The following is a 16,453-nucleotide window of genomic DNA, read 5'->3' as shown; positions in this document are numbered from 1 at the left end:
CTGCGGCCGTTGACAAAGCGGCGGCGGGGCAGCATAATCAAAATATAAGAAGCCTGTTGAAGGAGAATCGCAGAGTATGGATACTATTTACATCACCGGTCACCGCAACCCGGACACGGACTCCATCGTGTCCTCCATGGCGTATGCGGCGCTGAAAAACGCCCTGGGTGACCGGAACTACAAGCCTGCCCGGTTGGGCCAGGTCAGTGACGAGACCCAGGCGGTGCTGGACCGGTTCGGGTTCCAGGCACCCCAGATGATCAGCGATCTGCGCACCCAGGTGCGGGACCTAGACTACGATACGCCGCCCACGCTGTCCGCGGCGGCCACCATCTCCCGGGCCTGGCAGACCATGCAGGCCAACAAGATCTCGGTTATCCCCGTGGCCAACGAGGACGGCACGCTGTACGGCATGCTCTCCGCCGGCGACGTGGCCAACTACGATATGACCTCCGTCCGCAACCCTCAGGTGGGCGAGGTGCCGGTCTACAACCTGCTGTCCGTGCTGGAGGGCAAAATCCTCAACGAGGACATGCAGCTCAAGGAAGTGGTCTCCGGTGAGATTACCGTGGCGCTGCCGGCCGGCCGGGAGAACCTGGTGTTCTCCGATCCCAACAGCATCGTCATCTGCGGCGACCAGCCGGACATGATCCGCCGGGCGCTGGAGCTGAACGTCAACTGCGTCATCGTCTGCCAGGCGGAGGTGGACCGGGAGCTTTTGGAGATGCACACGGAGACGTGCATCATCTCCACCCCTTACGATGCCTACCGCGCGGTGCGCCTGATCTGCCATGCCCTGCCCATCGAGCGCATCTGCAAGAGCAAGGACTTGGTGTATTTCCACCTGGACGATTACATTGACGACGTGCAGAACGCCGTGCTGGAAAGCCGCTTCCGTGCCTACCCCATTCTGGATGAAGAGGAGCGGGTGGTGGGCACCCTGGCCCGGTTCCATCTGCTGCGTCCCCGGCGCAAGCGGGTCATTCTCATGGACCACAATGAAAAGGCCCAGTCTGTCCGGGGTCTGGAGCAGGCGGAGATCCTGGAGATTGTGGATCACCACCGCCTCGCGGACATCGAGACGAAAAACCCCATCTATGTGCGCAACGAGCCCGTGGGCAGCACCACCACCATTGTGGCGGACATGTATCAGGAAAAGGGCCTCATGCCCACGGCCAAGATGGCTGGCCTCATGGCTGCGGCCATCGTCTCCGACACGGTCATGTTCAAGTCCCCCACCTGTACCAAGCGGGATATCGACATTGCCAACCGCATGGCCCGCATTGCCAACGTCTCCCTGGACGAGCTGGGCAAGGCCATTTTCTCTGCTACCTGCGGAGATGAAAAGACTGTGGAGGCCATGCTGAATACGGACTACAAGGAGTTCCACATTGCCGGACACGACCTGGCTGTCAGCCAGATCACCTGCATGGACTCCGACCGGCTCATGGCCCGCAAGGACGAGTTCCTGGGCGCCATGCGGAAGATCCGCCAGAGCCGGGGACTCAATACGGTGGTGCTGATGATTACCGACGTGCTGCTGGAGGGCAGCCAGCTTTTGTTCGTAGGCGATGAGGAGGCCATCTGCCAGGCCTTCAACATCAAAGCCGAGGACAATACGGCGTTTTTGCCCCATATCATGTCCCGGAAAAAGCAGGTCATCCCCATGCTCTCCGCCCTGTGGGGCTAAGAGACGAAACAAAACCCCCGGAGGTCAATTGTACCTCCGGGGGTTCGTGCGTATTCAGGACAAAAGGGCCTTGCCCAGCAGCTCCAGTAGCGCCGCCAGATCCTCGGCGGACAGCTCCGGGCGGGGAGTGTTGTTTTCCATCATTCACCTCACTGATACCGGCGGACATACCATCGCATGGAAAGGGGAACGGACAGGGCCGTCAGCACCAGGGCTACCGGCGCGATGGCCCAGACCGGAGCGGGCAGCGCACCGGAGACATCTTCCGCGATGCCGCTGAGGGCGCCGGCGGAGCCGCACACCAGGAAAATAATCAGGAACATGATGAGTCGGCCCCGTTCCACGCCGAAGCGGAAGATCAGCGGCATGGTGACAGCCAGAGTGACGAGGCAGGCGAAAAACGCGGCCACGGTGACGCTGGGATAGAAGCCCCGGTGGAGCGCCAGGGAGAAGAGCGCCTGGACCAGCAGGGACAGCATGCCGGTGCCCAGTGCGGCGATCCAGCCCAGCACGTACCGGCTGAGTACCAGATCCTGGACGGTGTAGGGCAGCATGGCTGCCAGCTGATCCCACTTGCTCCGCTCGTCATAGGCCACGCAGGAGTAGGGTAGCAGGGCGGCGTAGGTGACGGCGAATATGGCGCTGTATCCGCCGGGAAGCGCGGAGAATACCACGATCAGCAGCAAGAAGATCCGCATCTGCTTCCACAGCACGTAAAAATCCTTCAGCAGCAATGCCTTCATGCCTTTTTCCCACCTTTCACCATAAAGAGAATGATATCTTCCACTGTGGGACGCTCCAGCGTCAGTGTGGCAGGCACAGCGCAGCGCCGAACCAGGCACCGGGCTCCGCCGTAGCCGTTTTCCTCCCGGCCCACCACGGCCTCCGGGTCCAGGTCGTCGGCCTGGGCGGCGGTGCCGGTGAAGAGGGCGTAGTCGGACAGCAGAGCGTCCTTTTCCGCACAGAAAAGAAGCTTGCCCTGATGCAGAAAGGCAATGTAGTCGCACAGTTTCTCCAGGTCGGAGAGAATATGGGAGGAAATGAGGACCGAGTGGGTCTCATCCCGGGTAAAGTCGTTGAACAAGGATACCACTTCGTCCCGGACGATGGGGTCCAGGCCTGCGGTGGCCTCGTCCAGCACCAGCAGCTTCGGGTCGTGGGAGAGGGCCACGGCAATGGCCAGCTTCATCCGCATGCCCCGGGAGTAGTCCTTGAAGAGCTTCTTTTCCGGCAGATCGAACCGACGGAGGAACTGCTGGTACTGTTCCGCATTCCAGCGGCGATAGGTCCTGGCCATGACCGCGCCCATGTGCCGGGCGCTGAGCACCTCGGGAAAGTAGGCCTCGTCCATAACGACGCCGATGTCCTCCTTGGTGTCCCGGAAGGCGGGGGAGGCCACATCTGTGCCCAGCACGGCGGCGGAGCCGCTGTCGGGACGGAGGGCACCCATCAAAAGGCGGATAGTGGTGGATTTTCCAGCGCCGTTTTCGCCTACCAGGCCGCAGATGGTGCCCTGGGGGACCGCCAGACTCAGGTCCCGGATGGCGAAGGTGCCGAAGGATTTTTGAATGTGCTTGAGTTCAATGGCATTCATGGCTCATTCCTCCTGTGCCAGTGTTTGCAGCAGTGATGCAAGCTCCTGGGCGGTGAGTCCGCAGCTTTCTGCCAGATGCAAAGCCGCCCGCAGATGGCCCTCCAGCTCCAGACGCTGCTGTTCCCGCACCAGCTCCAGATTTTTCTCCGCCACAAAGCAGCCCTTGCCGGCCACCGTGTTGATGAGCCCGGCGGCTTCCAGCTCGTCGTAGGCCCGCTTGGTGGTGATAACGGAGATCTTGAGATCCTTGGCCAGCGCCCGGATGGAGGGCAGTGCGTCCCCGGGGTGCAAGGTCCCGGCGAGAATCTGGGCTTTGATCTGGTCAAAAATCTGTTCGTAGATGGGTTGGTTGGTAGTGTTTCGGATAATGAGCTCCATGGCAGCTCCTCCTGTTCGTACTGTACATATACAATATACACAGTATGTACAGTCAAGTCAAGACCCTGGCGCGAAAAATTTTTGTGGGCATTGCAACTAGGAATGGGGGAAAAGTTATGGTATACTGCTGTGGATTCAAAGAAAGGGAGGCACAGCGATGGAAACGGTCAGCGGAGTGAGCAACTGGAAGCTCACCGTTCGCCGGCAGGGCGACGGGATCACGGTGGTCCGGGCGGTGACCTGCGACGCCTCCGCCGTGCTGCCGGAAACGCTGCTGGGGCTTCCGGTGACGGCGCTGGATCGTCACGCCCTGGCCCCCGGCGACCGGGACGGCGAGGGAGAGACAGTGCTGGTCACCTGCGGCCTGACCCCAGAGACGGGGTGGGACAACCGGGGACTGCGGGAGCTGTCCCTGCCCCGGACGCTCCGGCGGGTGGACGATTACGCCTTTTTGAACTGCGATGCCCTGGAGACGCTGCGGCTCCATGACGGCATCACCTTCTGGGGCGGCGGCGTGCTGATGAACTGCCGCTCCCTGCACCGCTTCCACATCACCCGGATGGGAGAGCGGCAGGGGGAGTCCCTGGCGTACTTTGCCGACGAGCTGAGCCGGGAGCTGGACGTGACCATCGAGACGCCGGGGAAGCCCACCGCACGGCTGATCTTCCCGGAGTATCTGGAGGTCTACGAGGAAAACTGTCCGGCCCACCACTTTGACTACAATATCTACGGCGCCGGGTATCCCTACCACTACTGCTTCCGGCAGAAGACCCTGCGGCTGAAGGACTATGATGACCTGTGGGGATCGTACCTGGCCATGGAGCACGAGACGGACACGGCGCTGCAGCTGGCCTGGTGGCGCCTGCGGTATCCGGCGGAACTGGAGACGAAGGCCCGGGACGCCTACACGGACTATCTGCGATCCCACGGCACCCAGGCTGCCGCGTGGCTTTTGGAGCAGCGGGATCTGGACGGCCTGGCCTTTTTGCTGCGGACGGTGGAGCTGACGACGGACGCGCTGGCCCAGAGCTGTGAGGCGGCCCGGCAGGCGGGCCAGACGGAGGCGGTGGCGTTGCTGCTGGAGCAGCGGCGCCGTCGGGCGCCGGCGGCAAAAAAACGGTTTGACCTTTGATGACAGGAGAGGAGGCATCAGGCCTGTGGAAGAGCATAAGAAAGATCTGGACGCCATTGGCCTGGAGATCCTTCAGGTCACCCGAAACGAGCTGTATATGAGCCTTCCCTATCTGGACGTGGCGCTGTGCGCGCTGGTACCGGAGCCGGGCGAGGGCGTGACACTGTCCCTGGCTACCGACGGGGAGACCCTCTACTATAATGCCTCCTACCTGGCGGAGCGGTACCTGCGGGGCCGGGAGGGGACCAACCGGGCGTATCTGCACGTGGTGCTGCACTGTATGCTGCGCCATATCCTGAAAAAGCGGGGCCGGGATGCACGGCTGTGGGACCTGAGCTGTGACGCGGCGGTGGAGAGCATTCTGGACGGGCTGGACTACCCCTGTCTGGGCCGGGGCATGGTGCCGGCCAAGGAGAAGTTTTACGGCGAGTGCCGCCGGGAGATGAAGGTGCTCACCGCCGAGGGAATTTACCGCCACTTGCTGCGCCGGCGGCCGGAGGAGTATGAGCTGGCCCGGCTGGAGCGGGTGTTTTTGGTGGACGACCACGGGCTGTGGGACCCGGAGCGCCAGCAGGACAAGGAGCGGCGGGAGCAGCAGGACGAGCAGTGGAAGGGCCGCTCTGAGCGGACCCGTACCGGCATGGAGACTGTGCTGGCGGGCCAGAGCACCGGCGGCGGGGCGGTGCTGGAACAGGTCAGCGTGGCAGTCCGGGACGATGTGGATTACCGGGCGTTTCTGCGCCGGTTTGCGGCTCCCCGGGAGGTACTGGGGGTGGACGGCGATGCTTTCGACTACATCTTCTACACCTACGGATTGTCCCTCTATGGCAACATGCCCCTGGTGGAGCCGCCGGAGACTAAGGAGGAAAAGCGCATCGAGGACTTCGTCATTGCGGTGGACACCTCCATGTCTACCTCCGGCGAACTGGTGCGGACTTTTTTGAGCTGTACCTACGCCATTTTGCGCTCCACGTCCACGTTCACCCGCAAGGTGAACATCCGCATCATCCAGTGTGATGACCAGATCCGCTCTGACACGCCCATTCACGATCTTCGCCAGCTGAAAGAGTACATGGAGCACTTCCAGCTCTCCGGCGGCAGCGCCACGGATTTCCGGCCGGTGTTCGAGCACGTGGAGCAGCTGCGGCGGCAGGGAGAGCTGTCGGGCCTGCGGGGCATGGTGTACTTCACCGATGGCATGGGCATTTATCCCCAGAAGCGTCCGTCCTGGGAGACGGCCTTTGTGATGCTGGAGGAGCCGCCCATGAGCGTGAAGATGCCCCCCTGGGCCATCCGGCTGGTGCTGCCGCTGCCGGACCTGGAGCGGGCTGCATCACAGGCGGCGGAGGAATATCCCGATGAGATCGACTGGGACGAGCTGCCCCAGCTGTAAGGAGCAATCAAGTATGAATATCAAACAGGCAAAGCAGGAGATTACCAACACGCTGCGGGCGTATCTGACCCGGGACGCCCTGGGCAATTACCTTATTCCCTCCATCCGCCAGCGGCCCGTGCTGCTGATGGGCCCTCCGGGCATCGGCAAGACCCAGATCATGGAGCAGATCGCCGCTGAGACCGGCGTGGGACTGGTGGCCTACACCATCACCCACCACACCCGCCAGAGCGCCGTGGGACTGCCCTTTATTGAAAAGCGCACCTACGGCGGACGGGAGTACTCCGTCACCGAGTACACCATGAGCGAGATCCTCTCCTCCGTCTACCAGCTTATGGAGCGCACGGGGCTCAAGGAGGGCATCTTGTTTCTCGACGAGATCAACTGCGTCTCCGAGACACTGGCGCCCATGATGCTGCAATTCCTCCAGTGCAAGACCTTCGGCAATCAGAAGCTGCCGGAAGGGTGGCTCATTGTGGCGGCAGGCAACCCTCCGGAGTACAACAAGTCCGTCCGGGACTTCGACGTGGTGACGCTGGACCGGGTCAAGCGCATTGATGTGGAGGAAGACTTCGGTGTCTGGAAGGAGTACGCCCGGCGGAAGGGACTCCACGGGGCCGTCATCTCGTACCTGGACATCAAGAAGGAGAACTTCTACCGGATCGAGAACACGGTGGACGGCATCCGCTTTGCCACCGCCCGGGGCTGGGAGGACCTGAGCGAGCTGCTGTACGCCTATGAGAAGCTGGGACTCACGGCGGACCGGGACGTGGTGGGCCAGTATATCCAGCTGCCTCAGGTAGCACGGGATTTTGCCGGATATCTGGAGCTGTACAACAAATATCAAAAGACCTACCATGTGGATGCCATCCTGGAGGGCACGTGGCACGCGGTTACGGCCTCGGAGCTGCGGGCGGCGCCCTTTGATGAAAAGCTCTCCGTGCTGGGACTGGTGCTCTCCCGCCTCAGCGAGGCGGCGGGGGACATCCGGCGCCAGGACACGCTGACCGAGCGGCTTCACGCCGCACTGACGGAGCTGCGGGACAAGCTGCCCCAGGCGGACGCCGGGGCCATTTTGGACCAGCTCCTCTGGAAGCGGCGGGAGAAGCTCCGCCTGGCCGGAGAGGCCGGACAGCTGCAAAAGGAGGAGCGGGACCTGGGGCAGCGGGAGATTCATATTCTGGAGACATACCAGACCCGGCTTTTGACCCAGGCACCGGAAAACAAAGAGACGGCCATGGATCTGGTGCGGGGCTGGTTTTCCGAAGAGGTGGACCGCCGGGAGCAGCTGGGCACGCTGTGCGGTGGGTACTTTGACAACGCTTTCCGCTTTTTGGAAGAGGCTCTGGGCCAGAGCCAGGAGCTGGTGATCTTCGTTACGGAGATCACCGCCGGATACGATACCAGCTGGTTTGTGGAGAACTTCGGCTGTGACGCCTACTTCCGCCACAACCGGGAGCTGCTGTTTGATGACCGCCGCCGGCAGATCCGTTCCGAGATCGCCGCTGCTATGACGGAGAAAAAAGAGGAGGAAGCCCACCATGAATGAAGCGCTGCAACGCATTGAAAAAGTCTTGGATGAGCGGGTGCGCCCTGCTCTGCACGCCCACGGAGGGGAGATTCAGATCGACCATCTGGAAAATGGTGTGCTGTACGTGAAACTGCTGGGCCAGTGTGCCGGCTGCCCCTCCGCCGATTTGACCAACGAGACACTGGTGGAGGCGGAGCTGGTGAAGGCGCTGCCCGAGATTGTGCAGAAGGTGGCGGTGGTGCAGACCGTCAGCGATGAGCTGTGGGAGCAGGCCAAGCGGCTGCTGCGGGACCATCACCTGTAAGAAAAAAGAGCGCCCACCCGACCGGGTGGGCGCTCTTTTTTGATGTTTTTACCAGGAGTGCAGGCTCCAGGACTGAGTGGGCGTCATGGCGAAGTAGTCGTAGTTGACGGTGCTGCCGCTGTCGCCCCAGGTGGTGTCGATGTGCACCTGGGTACCGTCCAGCACAGCCACAGTCCAGATGTGATCGCTGTTGGAAAGGGCCGTACAGGAGATACCCTCCAGCTTCAAGAGCAGATTGTAGGCGCCGGTATAGCCGTCACATACCGCCGCGCCGTTGACGAAGAGATTGTAGGCGATGTGGCTGAGGGAGGTGTCCGAGGCGCTGTAATCGTAGACGCAGTTGTCGCAGATCCAGGTGTAGTAGACCCGGGCCTTCTCCCACTCCGTCATGCGGGCATTGATGGCACCCTCCTTCCACAGCTGATCGTGAACGGCAATGGCGGCGGCCATGGCCTGGGATCGGTAGGAGCTCAGGTTCTCTCCGGCACTGGCGGCGGAGAAGGTCAGGGTCAGAGCACCCTCGGCGGTGTAGGTACAAGAGGCGGTGTTGTAGCACTGCTCACAGTAGGTTTTGACAATGGACAGCGCTTCCTCCATGATCTGCCGGGCCCGGATGGCGGTCAGATTGTCGTAGCGGAGCGTCAGCGTGTTTTTCCCGGAGGAGAGCATGTAGCGTACGGATTGTTCCAGCTCATCCCGGGTGGAAGGCGTGGCCACATAGGTACCTGCGGGCACGAGACTCGCCAGGGTGGTTCCGGCGGCGGAGGGATAGGCGCTGCCAGTGTCCCAGGAGAGGGTGATCCGCAGCGATGGGTCCACCAGCCGTGTGAGCATGGCGGCCAGGGCACCCCGGGTAATGGCCGAGGACGGAGAGAAAGCGGCGTCACTGCCGCTGCCCTGGGAAAGCCCCGTGCGGTAGAGGTAGAGAATGTCCCGGTAGTAGGGAGTGTACTCCGTTACGTCCGTCACATAGCGGCGGGAGGCGTACCCCTGGGTTACCGCCGCGTCATTGATGAGCGGCAGGGTTCCCTCCGGCAGGGTACCTGCCAGAATGTGGGCCACCTGGGCCCGGGTGGCGGCGGAGGTGTAGGTACCGGTCAGTTCATCGGCCAGCACGCCCTGGGACTGGAGGTAGCGCAGATAGGGTGCATAGGCCGCCTGCCCGGAGGCGGCAAAGCCGGAAGCGCCCTGCTCCGGGTCACCGGTCAGATACAGGCTGCGGGCACGGGCGGCGAAGATGACCGCCTGGCCCACGGTGACGGAGTCCTGAGGGCCAAAGGTGCCGTCGGCCTTGCCCACAGTCAGGCCGTACTCATAGAGGGCTGCCACGTTTTCATAAAACGTGGAGCCCACGGAAACATCGGAAAACTGGCCGGAATAGGTTTTGATCCGCTCCGGAGCGGCTTGGGCTGCCAGGACGGGGGCCGTCAGCAGCAGACTCAGCGCCAGCAGCAGGGAGAGAAATCTTTTTTTCATGACAGCACCTCCTGGTCGGCGGTGGAAAAAACCCGGTTCAGGACGGAATGTTCAGATCCTCCATGACCCGGTCTTCCACATACGGATTCAGGGATTCGTTGACCAGGGAGAGCACAGCCTCCTGGTCCAGATAAATATAGGGAGATTTCCACTCTCCGGGCAGGATGGAAAACGAGATGTTTTCCGCGCCCATGGTGATGGCCTCCTTGCCCAGCCACGCCAGGTTCCCCAGCGTCAGGTCCGTATCCACGTACTGCTGAAAAATCTTGGCAAAGGTACCGGCCTTGTCCAGATTGGAGAGCGTGAGCGTCTGGGCTGCCACGGTCTTCAAAAACTCCTGCTGGGTATTCATACGGCCGATGTCCTCGCTGCCGTAACCGGTGCCGTCGTTGTTGTGGCGGAACCGCACCACCTCCATGGCCTCCTGGCCGCTCAGGTGCTGCATCCCCTTGCTGAAGTGGATGGACAGATTCTGAACCGGGTCGTCATAATTCATGTTGATGGGCACATAGAAGTCCACGCCGCCGATGGCGTCCACCAGGGCGATAAAGCCGCTCAGGTCCACGGTGACCGTAAAGTCCACGGGAATCCCCAGCTGATCGGAGATGGTCTGGGCCAGCAGGGCTGCACCGCCGCTGTTGTAGGCGAAGTTGATCTTGTGGGCTTTCCCGTTGACGATGGCCTTGGTGTCCCGGGGGATGCTGACGCCGTGGATCTTGCCGCTTCCCGCGTCCACGGCCAGCAGAATGTTGGTGTCGCTGCCGCCGTTGCCGTCATCCACGCCGGAGACCAGAATGGTGTAAAAATTGTCCTTGCGCTCTGTGTGGGCCGCAAGGGCTGCAGCAGCGGCGGATTCTTCGGAATCGGTCTGCTCCGAGAGAACCTGCGCCTCCTGGGAGGAATCCTGTGCATGGATCTCCGGGGCGCTGAACAGACAGTGTACACCGGCATACACGGCGGCAAACACAAAGACAACGAGCAGCAAAGTCCGGCTCCAACTGCGCCGGCGGCGTCGCTTGGCCATAAGAAATACTCCTTGTAGACACGGCCGGCGGCCGCGGTGATGGGCTGGAACCGATTGGACCAGCGATTTACATAATGTTACATTATTATAAAGCGGCCTGTCCAAAAAAACAAGAGGAAAATGGCGTGCCGGAGGGCACGCCATCCATTACGGAGCCTCGTCCTGCGCTGCGGCCAGCTGCTGGAGCAGAGCCTTGATATCCGCCAGCAGCTGATTTTGATAAGAGAGGGCGCAGCGTATGTAGTGGAGCGTGGGGCCCGCGTCCCGGGAGACCGGGGGGCATTCCACCGGATGGGGCCACCGGCGCACCGGCGGCTCCGGCGTGGTGGGGACCACCGGCACCGGCTGGGACGCTGCGGTCCGGGCAGCGCGCCCGCGGCCGTGGGAACAGTTTGCCATAATCATTCCTCCAGTTCAGGCTTTCACCGCAGTGTATGCATCGCTCAGGCGCCGCGATACTTTTTTCGGGTGGCGATACCGCCCCGGATATGGCGCTGGGCCTTGTTGACTTCCAAAATTTCCTTGACCTGATTGTAGAGCGCCCGGTTGAACTGGGGCAGGCGCTCGGAAATGTCCTTGTGGACCGTGGACTTGCTGATGCCGAACTTCTGCGCGGCGGCGCGGACGGTGGTCCGGTTTTCGATCATGTACTGCGCCAGGCGTTCCGCCCGCTCCTCCATGTTTCCCTTCAAAGCACAACACTCCCCGCCTCTTGTTGCTCCATCCTATGCGCCCGAAGCGGAACATATGCGCCAAAACCGCTGAGCGGCCGGCGCTGGGGGAATTTGCGCCGCAGGACGCAAACCCTCTTTCCCGGACGGCGGCGGCGTGGTACAATAAAAAAGAAAACCAATCAAGAAAGGCGGGAATCTTTATGAACGAGACTCTGCGGGTATTGCGTGAGCGGCGCAGCATCCGCCGCTATCAAAAGGAGCAGATCAAGCCTGAGGAGCTGGACGCCATTCTGGACGCGGGCACCTGGGCCGCCTCCGGCAAGGGGCTTCAGACAGCGGTGATGGTGGTGGTGCAGGACCCGGAGACCATCGCCTATATGTCCGGACTCAACGCCCGGATCCAGGGAAATCCCGGCGCGGATCCCTTCTACGGCGCGCCCACGGTGGTGGTCGTGCTGGCGGACGGGGAGCAGGTCAACTGGCTCCAGGACGGCTCGCTGGTCATGGGCAATCTGATGACGGCGGCGTGGTCCCTGGGCGTCGGCTCTTGCTGGATCAACCGGGCCATGGAGCTTTTTGACATGCCGGAGGGCAAGGCCCTGCTGCGCAAGTGGGGACTGCCGGAGACGCTGCGGGGTGTGGGCAACTGCATCCTGGGCTACATCGACGGAGATGTGCCCGCCCCCAAGCCCCGGAAAGAGGGCTTTATCGTAAAAGTGTAAACGGAGGACAACCCATGAACGTACCTGTGCGAAACATTCGCTACGACAAGACGCAGGAGGCCCTGTACATCATCGACCAGACGCTGCTGCCGGGTGAAGAGCGGGAGCTGCGCCTGGAGACGGCAGAGGACGTATACGACGCCATCAAGCTCCTGCGGGTGCGGGGCGCCCCGGCCATCGGCATCTGCGCCGCCTACGGCATGTACGCCATGGCCCGGGCGCTGCCGGAGGAAGAAGAGGCGTTCTGGAAGGGCCTGGAGGAGCTGGGGACGTATCTCAACAGTTCCCGCCCCACGGCGGTGAACCTCAGCTGGGCCATCCGCTCCATGCTGGACACTGCCCGACTCCACCGGGCGGAGGGCCGGGCGGCGGTGCTGGATGCACTGTATGCGCGGGCGGCGGCCATCCAGGAAGAGGACATCGCCATGTGCACGGCCATCTCCCGTTACGGCGCCAGCCTCATCAAAGACGGCGACGGCGTGCTGACCCACTGCAACGCCGGCCCTCTGGCAACTTCCCGCTACGGCACCGCCCAGGGGGCGCTGCTGATGGCGGCGGAGGAGGGGAAGAAGATCCGCGTGTTCGCCGACGAGACCCGGCCCCTGCTTCAGGGCGCGCGCCTAACCAGCTACGAGCTGCAAAAGGGCGGCGTGGACGTGACCCTCATCTGTGACAACATGGCCTCCATCGTCATGAAAAACGGGTGGGTGCAGGCCTGCTTCGTAGGCTGTGACCGGGTGGCCGCCAACGGCGACACGGCCAACAAGATCGGTACCAGCGGCGTGGCCATTCTGGCCCGGCACTACGGCATCCCCTTCTATGTGCTGGGGCCCACCTCCACCATTGACATGGACTGCCCCGACGGCGCCCACATTCCCATTGAGCTGCGGGACCCGGAGGAGATCCGTTCCCTCTGGTATGCAAAGCCCATGGCGCCGGAGGGCGTCAAGTGCTACAACCCCGCCTTTGATGTGACGGACCACGACCTCATTACCGCCATCATCACGGAAAAGGGCATCTGCCGTCCGCCTTTCAACCGGTCTTTGGCGGCGCTCTTTGAAAAGGAGTGAGTGATGGCCCTGTTCGGCAAACGGGTGGTGGCCTATCGGGTCCAGGGGGACAAGGCCGCCTGGAAGGCCGCCCGGGAAAAACTGAAGGCTGCCGGCATCAAGATCATGGAGTCCGGCTCCTATGAAAGTGAAATGCCCATCTGCGGCTGCGGCGCCAAGATCGACCGGCGCAACTATGGCCCTAACGGCTGGATCGACCGGCGAATCTATTATGTCTCCGTCCGGCCGGAGGACCAGGCCCAGGCGGAGGAGCTTCTGGGAAAAACCACATAAAAAAAGCGGGAACGAAAGTTCCCGCTTTTTTATTTCTCCGGTTCTTTGGACGAATGGGAGGAGGCATACAGCGCCAGCAGAGTTCGGAATTGGGCCTGCCGCTCCTCCCGGCTGCGGGCCTGGATGCGCTCGAGCAGGGGACAGAGCTGCCCCAGCTCCTCCGGCGTCAGGGAGGCGGTGAGCCACTGGAAGAAGAACGACTCCGCCTCCACCTTGGCGTCCCGCAGCAGCGCGCCCTTTTCCGTAATGAAGAGCTGCTTGCGCCGGCCGTCCACCGGGTGGGGGCGGCGCACAATGTACCCCTCTTTTTCCAGCTTGGCAGCCCTGCGGGCAATGGTGCTCTTGTCCTGACTGTATTTTTTCCGCAGCTCCTCCTGGGTGATGCCCGGGTTGTGGTTGACCGTGTGAATCATGTCATAGTCGGAAAGGCTCAGGGAGGAGTGCCCCAGCGCCTTGGCCACAAAATACTGGGCGTCTCTGTCGATCTTCCGGATCATACGTTTGGTGGGGTCCATCTGCGTGCCTCCTCATATGGATTCCACCTTATCATAGCAGGCTCCGGGGCGGTTCGTCAATCGGAAGAAACGGCCTCAGGCCTCATTGAGCGCGTAGTGAATGCCGCCGACGCTGATGTAATCCAGCTCCTCCATGGGCAAAATCTGGGAGAACACACCGTTTTTGGAGCAGACGGTCACGCCGTCCTGGGGGGAGATGCTGCCGCCGGAGGGGCTCAGATCGATGACGGTGCCGTCGGTCTTGACCAGCAGGATCTCCACATTTTCAAAGTACCGCTGCTGTGCCCGCTGGTCCTCCTGGCTCAGCTGGCCGCTGGGGGAATCGGACTGGGGCATCTGGCTGTCCACGGTATAGTCCACCTTGAAAGCCACCGGAGAAATGGTCACGGCGTCCACTGTGAAGGTCATGCCGTTCTGGGTAAAGGTCTCCCCGCCGCCCAGCGTGACGGAGGTGTCCTCGTAGCCCAGTTTGAAGCGGAATTTCCAATGGCCGTCCGCCAGGGGGACGGCCTCGCCTTGCTCATCGTCCCAGCGGTAGAGCCCGTCAAACTCCGCGTCGGCAGAGGCGCCGATCAGCGAGCGGTCGGAGCTGATGGTCTGCACCATCTGCACGGTGTCGTCTCCCGGCGTCTCATCCACGAACCAGGCGCCGCCGTGGGTGCCGCCGAGAATGTCCACGGAAGCGCCGCCGCCCCGGACCAGCAGGGATTCGGCACTGATTCCGTCGGGCAGGATGGGGGAACCGTCGTCGGTGCGGAACGTGAAGACAACGGCGGCGTTGTACGCATCGCCCAGGACCGCGTCGGCGGTGACGGTGATGCCGCTGTCGGTATCACCGGCGTCCACCGGATAGCCGATCTTATCGATGATCTCCGTCTGGGCGGAGCTGCCGCCGAAGATGGGGGCGAGCACCTCCACGGGAGAGGGAAGCACGCCGGCGGCTCCGGCTCCTGCTGCCAATATGGCGGCCATGGCGGCGGCAATGAGGGCGGTGCGGAGTACATGGCGGGGCTTTTTGACCGGGGCGGCTGCGGCGGCCGCGGCCCGGCGGGCAATATCGGCCTTCTGCTCGGGCGTGAAGTGCAGGGTGTTGAGGGCGGACTGGTATTCAGACAGATGGTTCATATTCCATACCTCCCAGCATGGTTTTCAGTTTCGCCCGGCCACGGGCCAGGCGGGTGTGAACGGTGGCGGTGGGCACTCCCAGGATCTGCGCGATCTCTCCGGCCTGGTAGCCCTCGTAGTAGTAGAGATAGATGACCGAGCGGTAGTGGGGCGGCAGAGAGCTCACCGCCTCCAGCACGGCTCCGTCGGGCATCTCCGGGGCCGCAGCGTCTGCGGCGGCCTCCATGGAGCAGGTGCGCCTGCGCCAGGGACTTTTCAAAATGTCCTTGCAGGCGTTGGCTGCCATGCGCAAAATGTAGGCCCGCTCGTGGGCGGGACTGTCGAACTTCCTGGGCTCCGTCAGCAATCGGACAAATACCGTCTGGCAGATATCCTGGGCGTCGTGGGTGTTTTTCAGATAGGTATAGCTCAGGCGGAGAATGGCGTCGGCGTAGGTCTGCGCCAGATATTCCGCCCGCTGCGTGGTGTTCATATCGATCAGCTCCTTTGAAGCGCGCTCATAAAGGATACGACGCAGGGGGGAGAATCCTTTCACGGGCGCAAAAAAAAGAACGGCAGTGCCGTTCTTTTTGCTGAGGTTATTCGCAGGCGATCAGAGCGATGAGCTCCACCGGCTCGCCGGTGCGGTTTTCCAGCCCGTGGTGCTGGCCGTATCCCGTGGCGCAGATGTCGCCGGGGTGGACGATGACCTCCTTGCCGTCGTCGTTGAACACGGCTTCGCCCTTGATGATGTAATAGAACTCCGTCTCATGCTGATGGTCGTGATAGCCGATGGAGCAGCCGGGGTCCACGGTCACGTGGGCGAACATGCGGCCGTGTCCGTACAGGCCCTCCGCGTCCGTCAGGTCCTTGATGTGGATGAGCCCCTTGCCGTTTTGCACGCAGACGTCCCGGCGGGGGCAGTTTTCAGACAGTGTATACATAGGAGACCTCCTTGATGCTGCTCCGCCGCACCGGCAAACGGGCGGCGGGGAAATAAAACAGGTTTATTGTATCAAAGGCGCCGGCGGAAGTCCAGTCCCGCCGGCGCTTTTTCAGTCCCGGGCGAACAGGGCGTTGTAGTCAATCCCCAGCACGTCCACCAGCATGTCGATCTCAAATACCGAGGCCGTACGGTAGCCTGTTTCGATGTGCCCCACCATGGCCCGGGTGATGTTGCAGCCCCGGGTCTGCAGGCGTGCGGCCAGCTCCTCCTGGGTCATGCCCCGTTCCTTTCGGAAATAGCGGACTTTTCCGCCAATATGGCGACATAAAGGGGTACTTCGTTTCATAAAAATTGCTCCACATCTCCAATCTGCTTTGTATTTGATAATAAGACAAGGCTGTGCAATAATTGATTTATATATGTAAGAAAAAGAAAATTCTTCGGAAAAAACCGGTTCCGCCGGACAAAGCGCGCCATTGTAAAGTGCAGGCACAGGGTGTAAAATCACCCTATATCAACGGAGAGAGACAATCTGGTTTTGTACACAATGGCGAATTTCACTTACTACCGAATTACCACTTTACTTTGCTAATAAAATAAAGTAAAATAGAGCGCGACAACAAGGGC

The 16,453-nt window shown here is 61.8% G+C and carries 20 protein-coding genes; 8 read left to right on the top strand and 12 right to left on the bottom strand.

All coding sequences use genetic code 11. From position 1 onward, the window contains the following. Positions 1-76: 76 nt before the first annotated feature. Positions 77-1,690, top strand: coding sequence for a putative manganese-dependent inorganic diphosphatase (locus tag QZS13_RS02565; protein WP_295585116.1), 1,614 nt, complete (start codon positions 77-79; stop codon positions 1,688-1,690). A gap of 149 nt (positions 1,691-1,839) precedes the next feature. On the opposite strand, the gene QZS13_RS02560 is transcribed toward QZS13_RS02565, so the two are convergent. Genes QZS13_RS02560 through QZS13_RS02550 form a run of 3 tightly spaced genes read right to left on the bottom strand, consistent with a single transcriptional unit; the run spans position 1,840 to position 3,662 of the window. Then, a complete protein-coding gene (locus tag QZS13_RS02560; protein WP_295585114.1) occupies positions 1,840-2,433 on the bottom strand; it encodes an ABC-2 transporter permease in 594 nt (197 codons plus the stop codon). Then, entirely contained in the window at positions 2,430-3,284 is an 855-nt protein-coding gene (locus QZS13_RS02555; RefSeq protein ID WP_295585112.1) for an ABC transporter ATP-binding protein, read from the bottom strand. The genes QZS13_RS02560 and QZS13_RS02555 overlap by 4 nt, the downstream gene beginning before the upstream one ends. Positions 3,285-3,287: 3 nt before the next feature. After that, complete coding sequence (locus QZS13_RS02550; protein WP_295585110.1) at positions 3,288-3,662, bottom strand: GntR family transcriptional regulator; 375 nt, start codon at positions 3,660-3,662, stop codon at positions 3,288-3,290. A gap of 157 nt (positions 3,663-3,819) precedes the next feature. Between QZS13_RS02550 and QZS13_RS02545 the strand changes: the two genes are divergently transcribed. From QZS13_RS02545 to QZS13_RS02530, 4 genes are read left to right on the top strand one after another with little or no spacing between them, the layout of a single operon-like run. Then, complete coding sequence (locus QZS13_RS02545) at positions 3,820-4,794, top strand: hypothetical protein (protein WP_295585108.1); 975 nt, start codon at positions 3,820-3,822, stop codon at positions 4,792-4,794. Positions 4,795-4,819: 25 nt separating this feature from the next. Continuing rightward, a complete protein-coding gene (locus QZS13_RS02540) occupies positions 4,820-6,187 on the top strand; it encodes a DUF2201 family putative metallopeptidase (RefSeq protein WP_295585106.1) in 1,368 nt (455 codons plus the stop codon). Positions 6,188-6,200: 13 nt separating this feature from the next. Beyond that, positions 6,201-7,736, top strand: a complete 1,536-nt coding sequence (locus QZS13_RS02535; protein WP_295585104.1) for an ATP-binding protein — start codon at positions 6,201-6,203, stop codon at positions 7,734-7,736. Further along, positions 7,729-8,022 carry a NifU family protein gene (locus QZS13_RS02530; RefSeq protein WP_295585102.1) on the top strand — a complete coding sequence of 98 codons (294 nt, stop codon included), beginning with the start codon at positions 7,729-7,731 and terminating at the stop codon, positions 8,020-8,022. Before QZS13_RS02535 ends, QZS13_RS02530 begins: the two co-directional genes overlap by 8 nt. 48 nt (positions 8,023-8,070) lie before the next feature. Here the strand turns inward: QZS13_RS02530 and QZS13_RS02525 are convergent, their stop codons facing one another. The 4 genes from QZS13_RS02525 to spoIIID form a co-directional block, all read right to left on the bottom strand. After that, positions 8,071-9,498, bottom strand: a complete 1,428-nt coding sequence (locus tag QZS13_RS02525) for an S-layer homology domain-containing protein (protein ID WP_295585100.1) — start codon at positions 9,496-9,498, stop codon at positions 8,071-8,073. A 37-nt stretch (positions 9,499-9,535) separates the two neighbouring features. Continuing rightward, entirely contained in the window at positions 9,536-10,522 is a 987-nt protein-coding gene (locus QZS13_RS02520; RefSeq protein ID WP_295585097.1) for an LCP family protein, read from the bottom strand. Between the two features lie 147 nt (positions 10,523-10,669). Beyond that, a complete protein-coding gene (locus QZS13_RS02515; RefSeq protein ID WP_295585095.1) occupies positions 10,670-10,921 on the bottom strand; it encodes a hypothetical protein in 252 nt (83 codons plus the stop codon). A 44-nt stretch (positions 10,922-10,965) separates the two neighbouring features. Further along, a complete protein-coding gene (spoIIID, locus tag QZS13_RS02510; protein ID WP_295585093.1) occupies positions 10,966-11,214 on the bottom strand; it encodes a sporulation transcriptional regulator SpoIIID in 249 nt (82 codons plus the stop codon). A 182-nt stretch (positions 11,215-11,396) separates the two neighbouring features. On the opposite strand from spoIIID, the gene QZS13_RS02505 reads away from it, so the two are divergent. From QZS13_RS02505 to QZS13_RS02495, 3 genes are read left to right on the top strand one after another with little or no spacing between them, the layout of a single operon-like run. Continuing rightward, complete coding sequence (locus tag QZS13_RS02505) at positions 11,397-11,918, top strand: nitroreductase family protein (RefSeq protein WP_295585091.1); 522 nt, start codon at positions 11,397-11,399, stop codon at positions 11,916-11,918. A gap of 14 nt (positions 11,919-11,932) precedes the next feature. Continuing rightward, positions 11,933-12,988 carry an S-methyl-5-thioribose-1-phosphate isomerase gene (gene mtnA, locus QZS13_RS02500; protein WP_295585089.1) on the top strand — a complete coding sequence of 352 codons (1,056 nt, stop codon included), beginning with the start codon at positions 11,933-11,935 and terminating at the stop codon, positions 12,986-12,988. A gap of 3 nt (positions 12,989-12,991) precedes the next feature. Next, positions 12,992-13,261: a hypothetical protein gene (locus tag QZS13_RS02495; protein WP_295585087.1), complete on the top strand. Its 270-nt coding sequence runs from the start codon at positions 12,992-12,994 to the stop codon at positions 13,259-13,261. A gap of 29 nt (positions 13,262-13,290) precedes the next feature. On the opposite strand, the gene QZS13_RS02490 is transcribed toward QZS13_RS02495, so the two are convergent. The 5 genes from QZS13_RS02490 to QZS13_RS02470 all read right to left on the bottom strand — a co-directional run bounded on the left by QZS13_RS02490 (position 13,291) and on the right by QZS13_RS02470 (position 16,172). Next, a complete protein-coding gene (locus QZS13_RS02490) occupies positions 13,291-13,776 on the bottom strand; it encodes a MarR family winged helix-turn-helix transcriptional regulator (RefSeq protein WP_295585085.1) in 486 nt (161 codons plus the stop codon). Positions 13,777-13,851: 75 nt separating this feature from the next. Continuing rightward, positions 13,852-14,901, bottom strand: coding sequence for a DUF4179 domain-containing protein (locus QZS13_RS02485; protein ID WP_295585083.1), 1,050 nt, complete (start codon positions 14,899-14,901; stop codon positions 13,852-13,854). Beyond that, complete coding sequence (locus tag QZS13_RS02480) at positions 14,885-15,373, bottom strand: RNA polymerase sigma factor (RefSeq protein ID WP_295585081.1); 489 nt, start codon at positions 15,371-15,373, stop codon at positions 14,885-14,887. The genes QZS13_RS02485 and QZS13_RS02480 overlap by 17 nt, the downstream gene beginning before the upstream one ends. Positions 15,374-15,479: 106 nt before the next feature. Beyond that, on the bottom strand, positions 15,480-15,824 hold the full coding sequence (locus QZS13_RS02475) for a cupin domain-containing protein (protein ID WP_295585079.1): 345 nt from the start codon (positions 15,822-15,824) through the stop codon (positions 15,480-15,482). 111 nt (positions 15,825-15,935) lie between these two features. Beyond that, complete coding sequence (locus QZS13_RS02470) at positions 15,936-16,172, bottom strand: helix-turn-helix domain-containing protein (RefSeq protein WP_295585077.1); 237 nt, start codon at positions 16,170-16,172, stop codon at positions 15,936-15,938. Positions 16,173-16,453 lie beyond the last annotated feature (281 nt).

This window comes from uncultured Oscillibacter sp. (assembly GCF_900546705.1).
Taxonomy (GTDB): domain Bacteria; phylum Bacillota; class Clostridia; order Oscillospirales; family Oscillospiraceae; genus Oscillibacter.
Note: the sequence above shows the minus strand (reverse complement) of the source record. Positions and strands in the feature narration are given on the sequence as shown.

Coding starts and splice junctions, on each gene's coding strand:
- QZS13_RS02565 (WP_295585116.1), top strand. CDS start 77: ATGGATACTATTTACATCACCGGTCACCGCAACCCGGACACGGACTCC.
- QZS13_RS02560 (WP_295585114.1), bottom strand. CDS start 2,433: ATGAAGGCATTGCTGCTGAAGGATTTTTACGTGCTGTGGAAGCAGATG.
- QZS13_RS02555 (WP_295585112.1), bottom strand. CDS start 3,284: ATGAATGCCATTGAACTCAAGCACATTCAAAAATCCTTCGGCACCTTC.
- QZS13_RS02550 (WP_295585110.1), bottom strand. CDS start 3,662: ATGGAGCTCATTATCCGAAACACTACCAACCAACCCATCTACGAACAG.
- QZS13_RS02545 (WP_295585108.1), top strand. CDS start 3,820: ATGGAAACGGTCAGCGGAGTGAGCAACTGGAAGCTCACCGTTCGCCGG.
- QZS13_RS02535 (WP_295585104.1), top strand. CDS start 6,201: ATGAATATCAAACAGGCAAAGCAGGAGATTACCAACACGCTGCGGGCG.
- QZS13_RS02530 (WP_295585102.1), top strand. CDS start 7,729: ATGAATGAAGCGCTGCAACGCATTGAAAAAGTCTTGGATGAGCGGGTG.
- QZS13_RS02525 (WP_295585100.1), bottom strand. CDS start 9,498: ATGAAAAAAAGATTTCTCTCCCTGCTGCTGGCGCTGAGTCTGCTGCTG.
- QZS13_RS02520 (WP_295585097.1), bottom strand. CDS start 10,522: ATGGCCAAGCGACGCCGCCGGCGCAGTTGGAGCCGGACTTTGCTGCTC.
- QZS13_RS02515 (WP_295585095.1), bottom strand. CDS start 10,921: ATGGCAAACTGTTCCCACGGCCGCGGGCGCGCTGCCCGGACCGCAGCG.
- QZS13_RS02505 (WP_295585091.1), top strand. CDS start 11,397: ATGAACGAGACTCTGCGGGTATTGCGTGAGCGGCGCAGCATCCGCCGC.
- mtnA (WP_295585089.1), top strand. CDS start 11,933: ATGAACGTACCTGTGCGAAACATTCGCTACGACAAGACGCAGGAGGCC.
- QZS13_RS02495 (WP_295585087.1), top strand. CDS start 12,992: ATGGCCCTGTTCGGCAAACGGGTGGTGGCCTATCGGGTCCAGGGGGAC.
- QZS13_RS02490 (WP_295585085.1), bottom strand. CDS start 13,776: ATGGACCCCACCAAACGTATGATCCGGAAGATCGACAGAGACGCCCAG.
- QZS13_RS02485 (WP_295585083.1), bottom strand. CDS start 14,901: ATGAACCATCTGTCTGAATACCAGTCCGCCCTCAACACCCTGCACTTC.
- QZS13_RS02480 (WP_295585081.1), bottom strand. CDS start 15,373: ATGAACACCACGCAGCGGGCGGAATATCTGGCGCAGACCTACGCCGAC.
- QZS13_RS02475 (WP_295585079.1), bottom strand. CDS start 15,824: ATGTATACACTGTCTGAAAACTGCCCCCGCCGGGACGTCTGCGTGCAA.
- QZS13_RS02470 (WP_295585077.1), bottom strand. CDS start 16,172: ATGAAACGAAGTACCCCTTTATGTCGCCATATTGGCGGAAAAGTCCGC.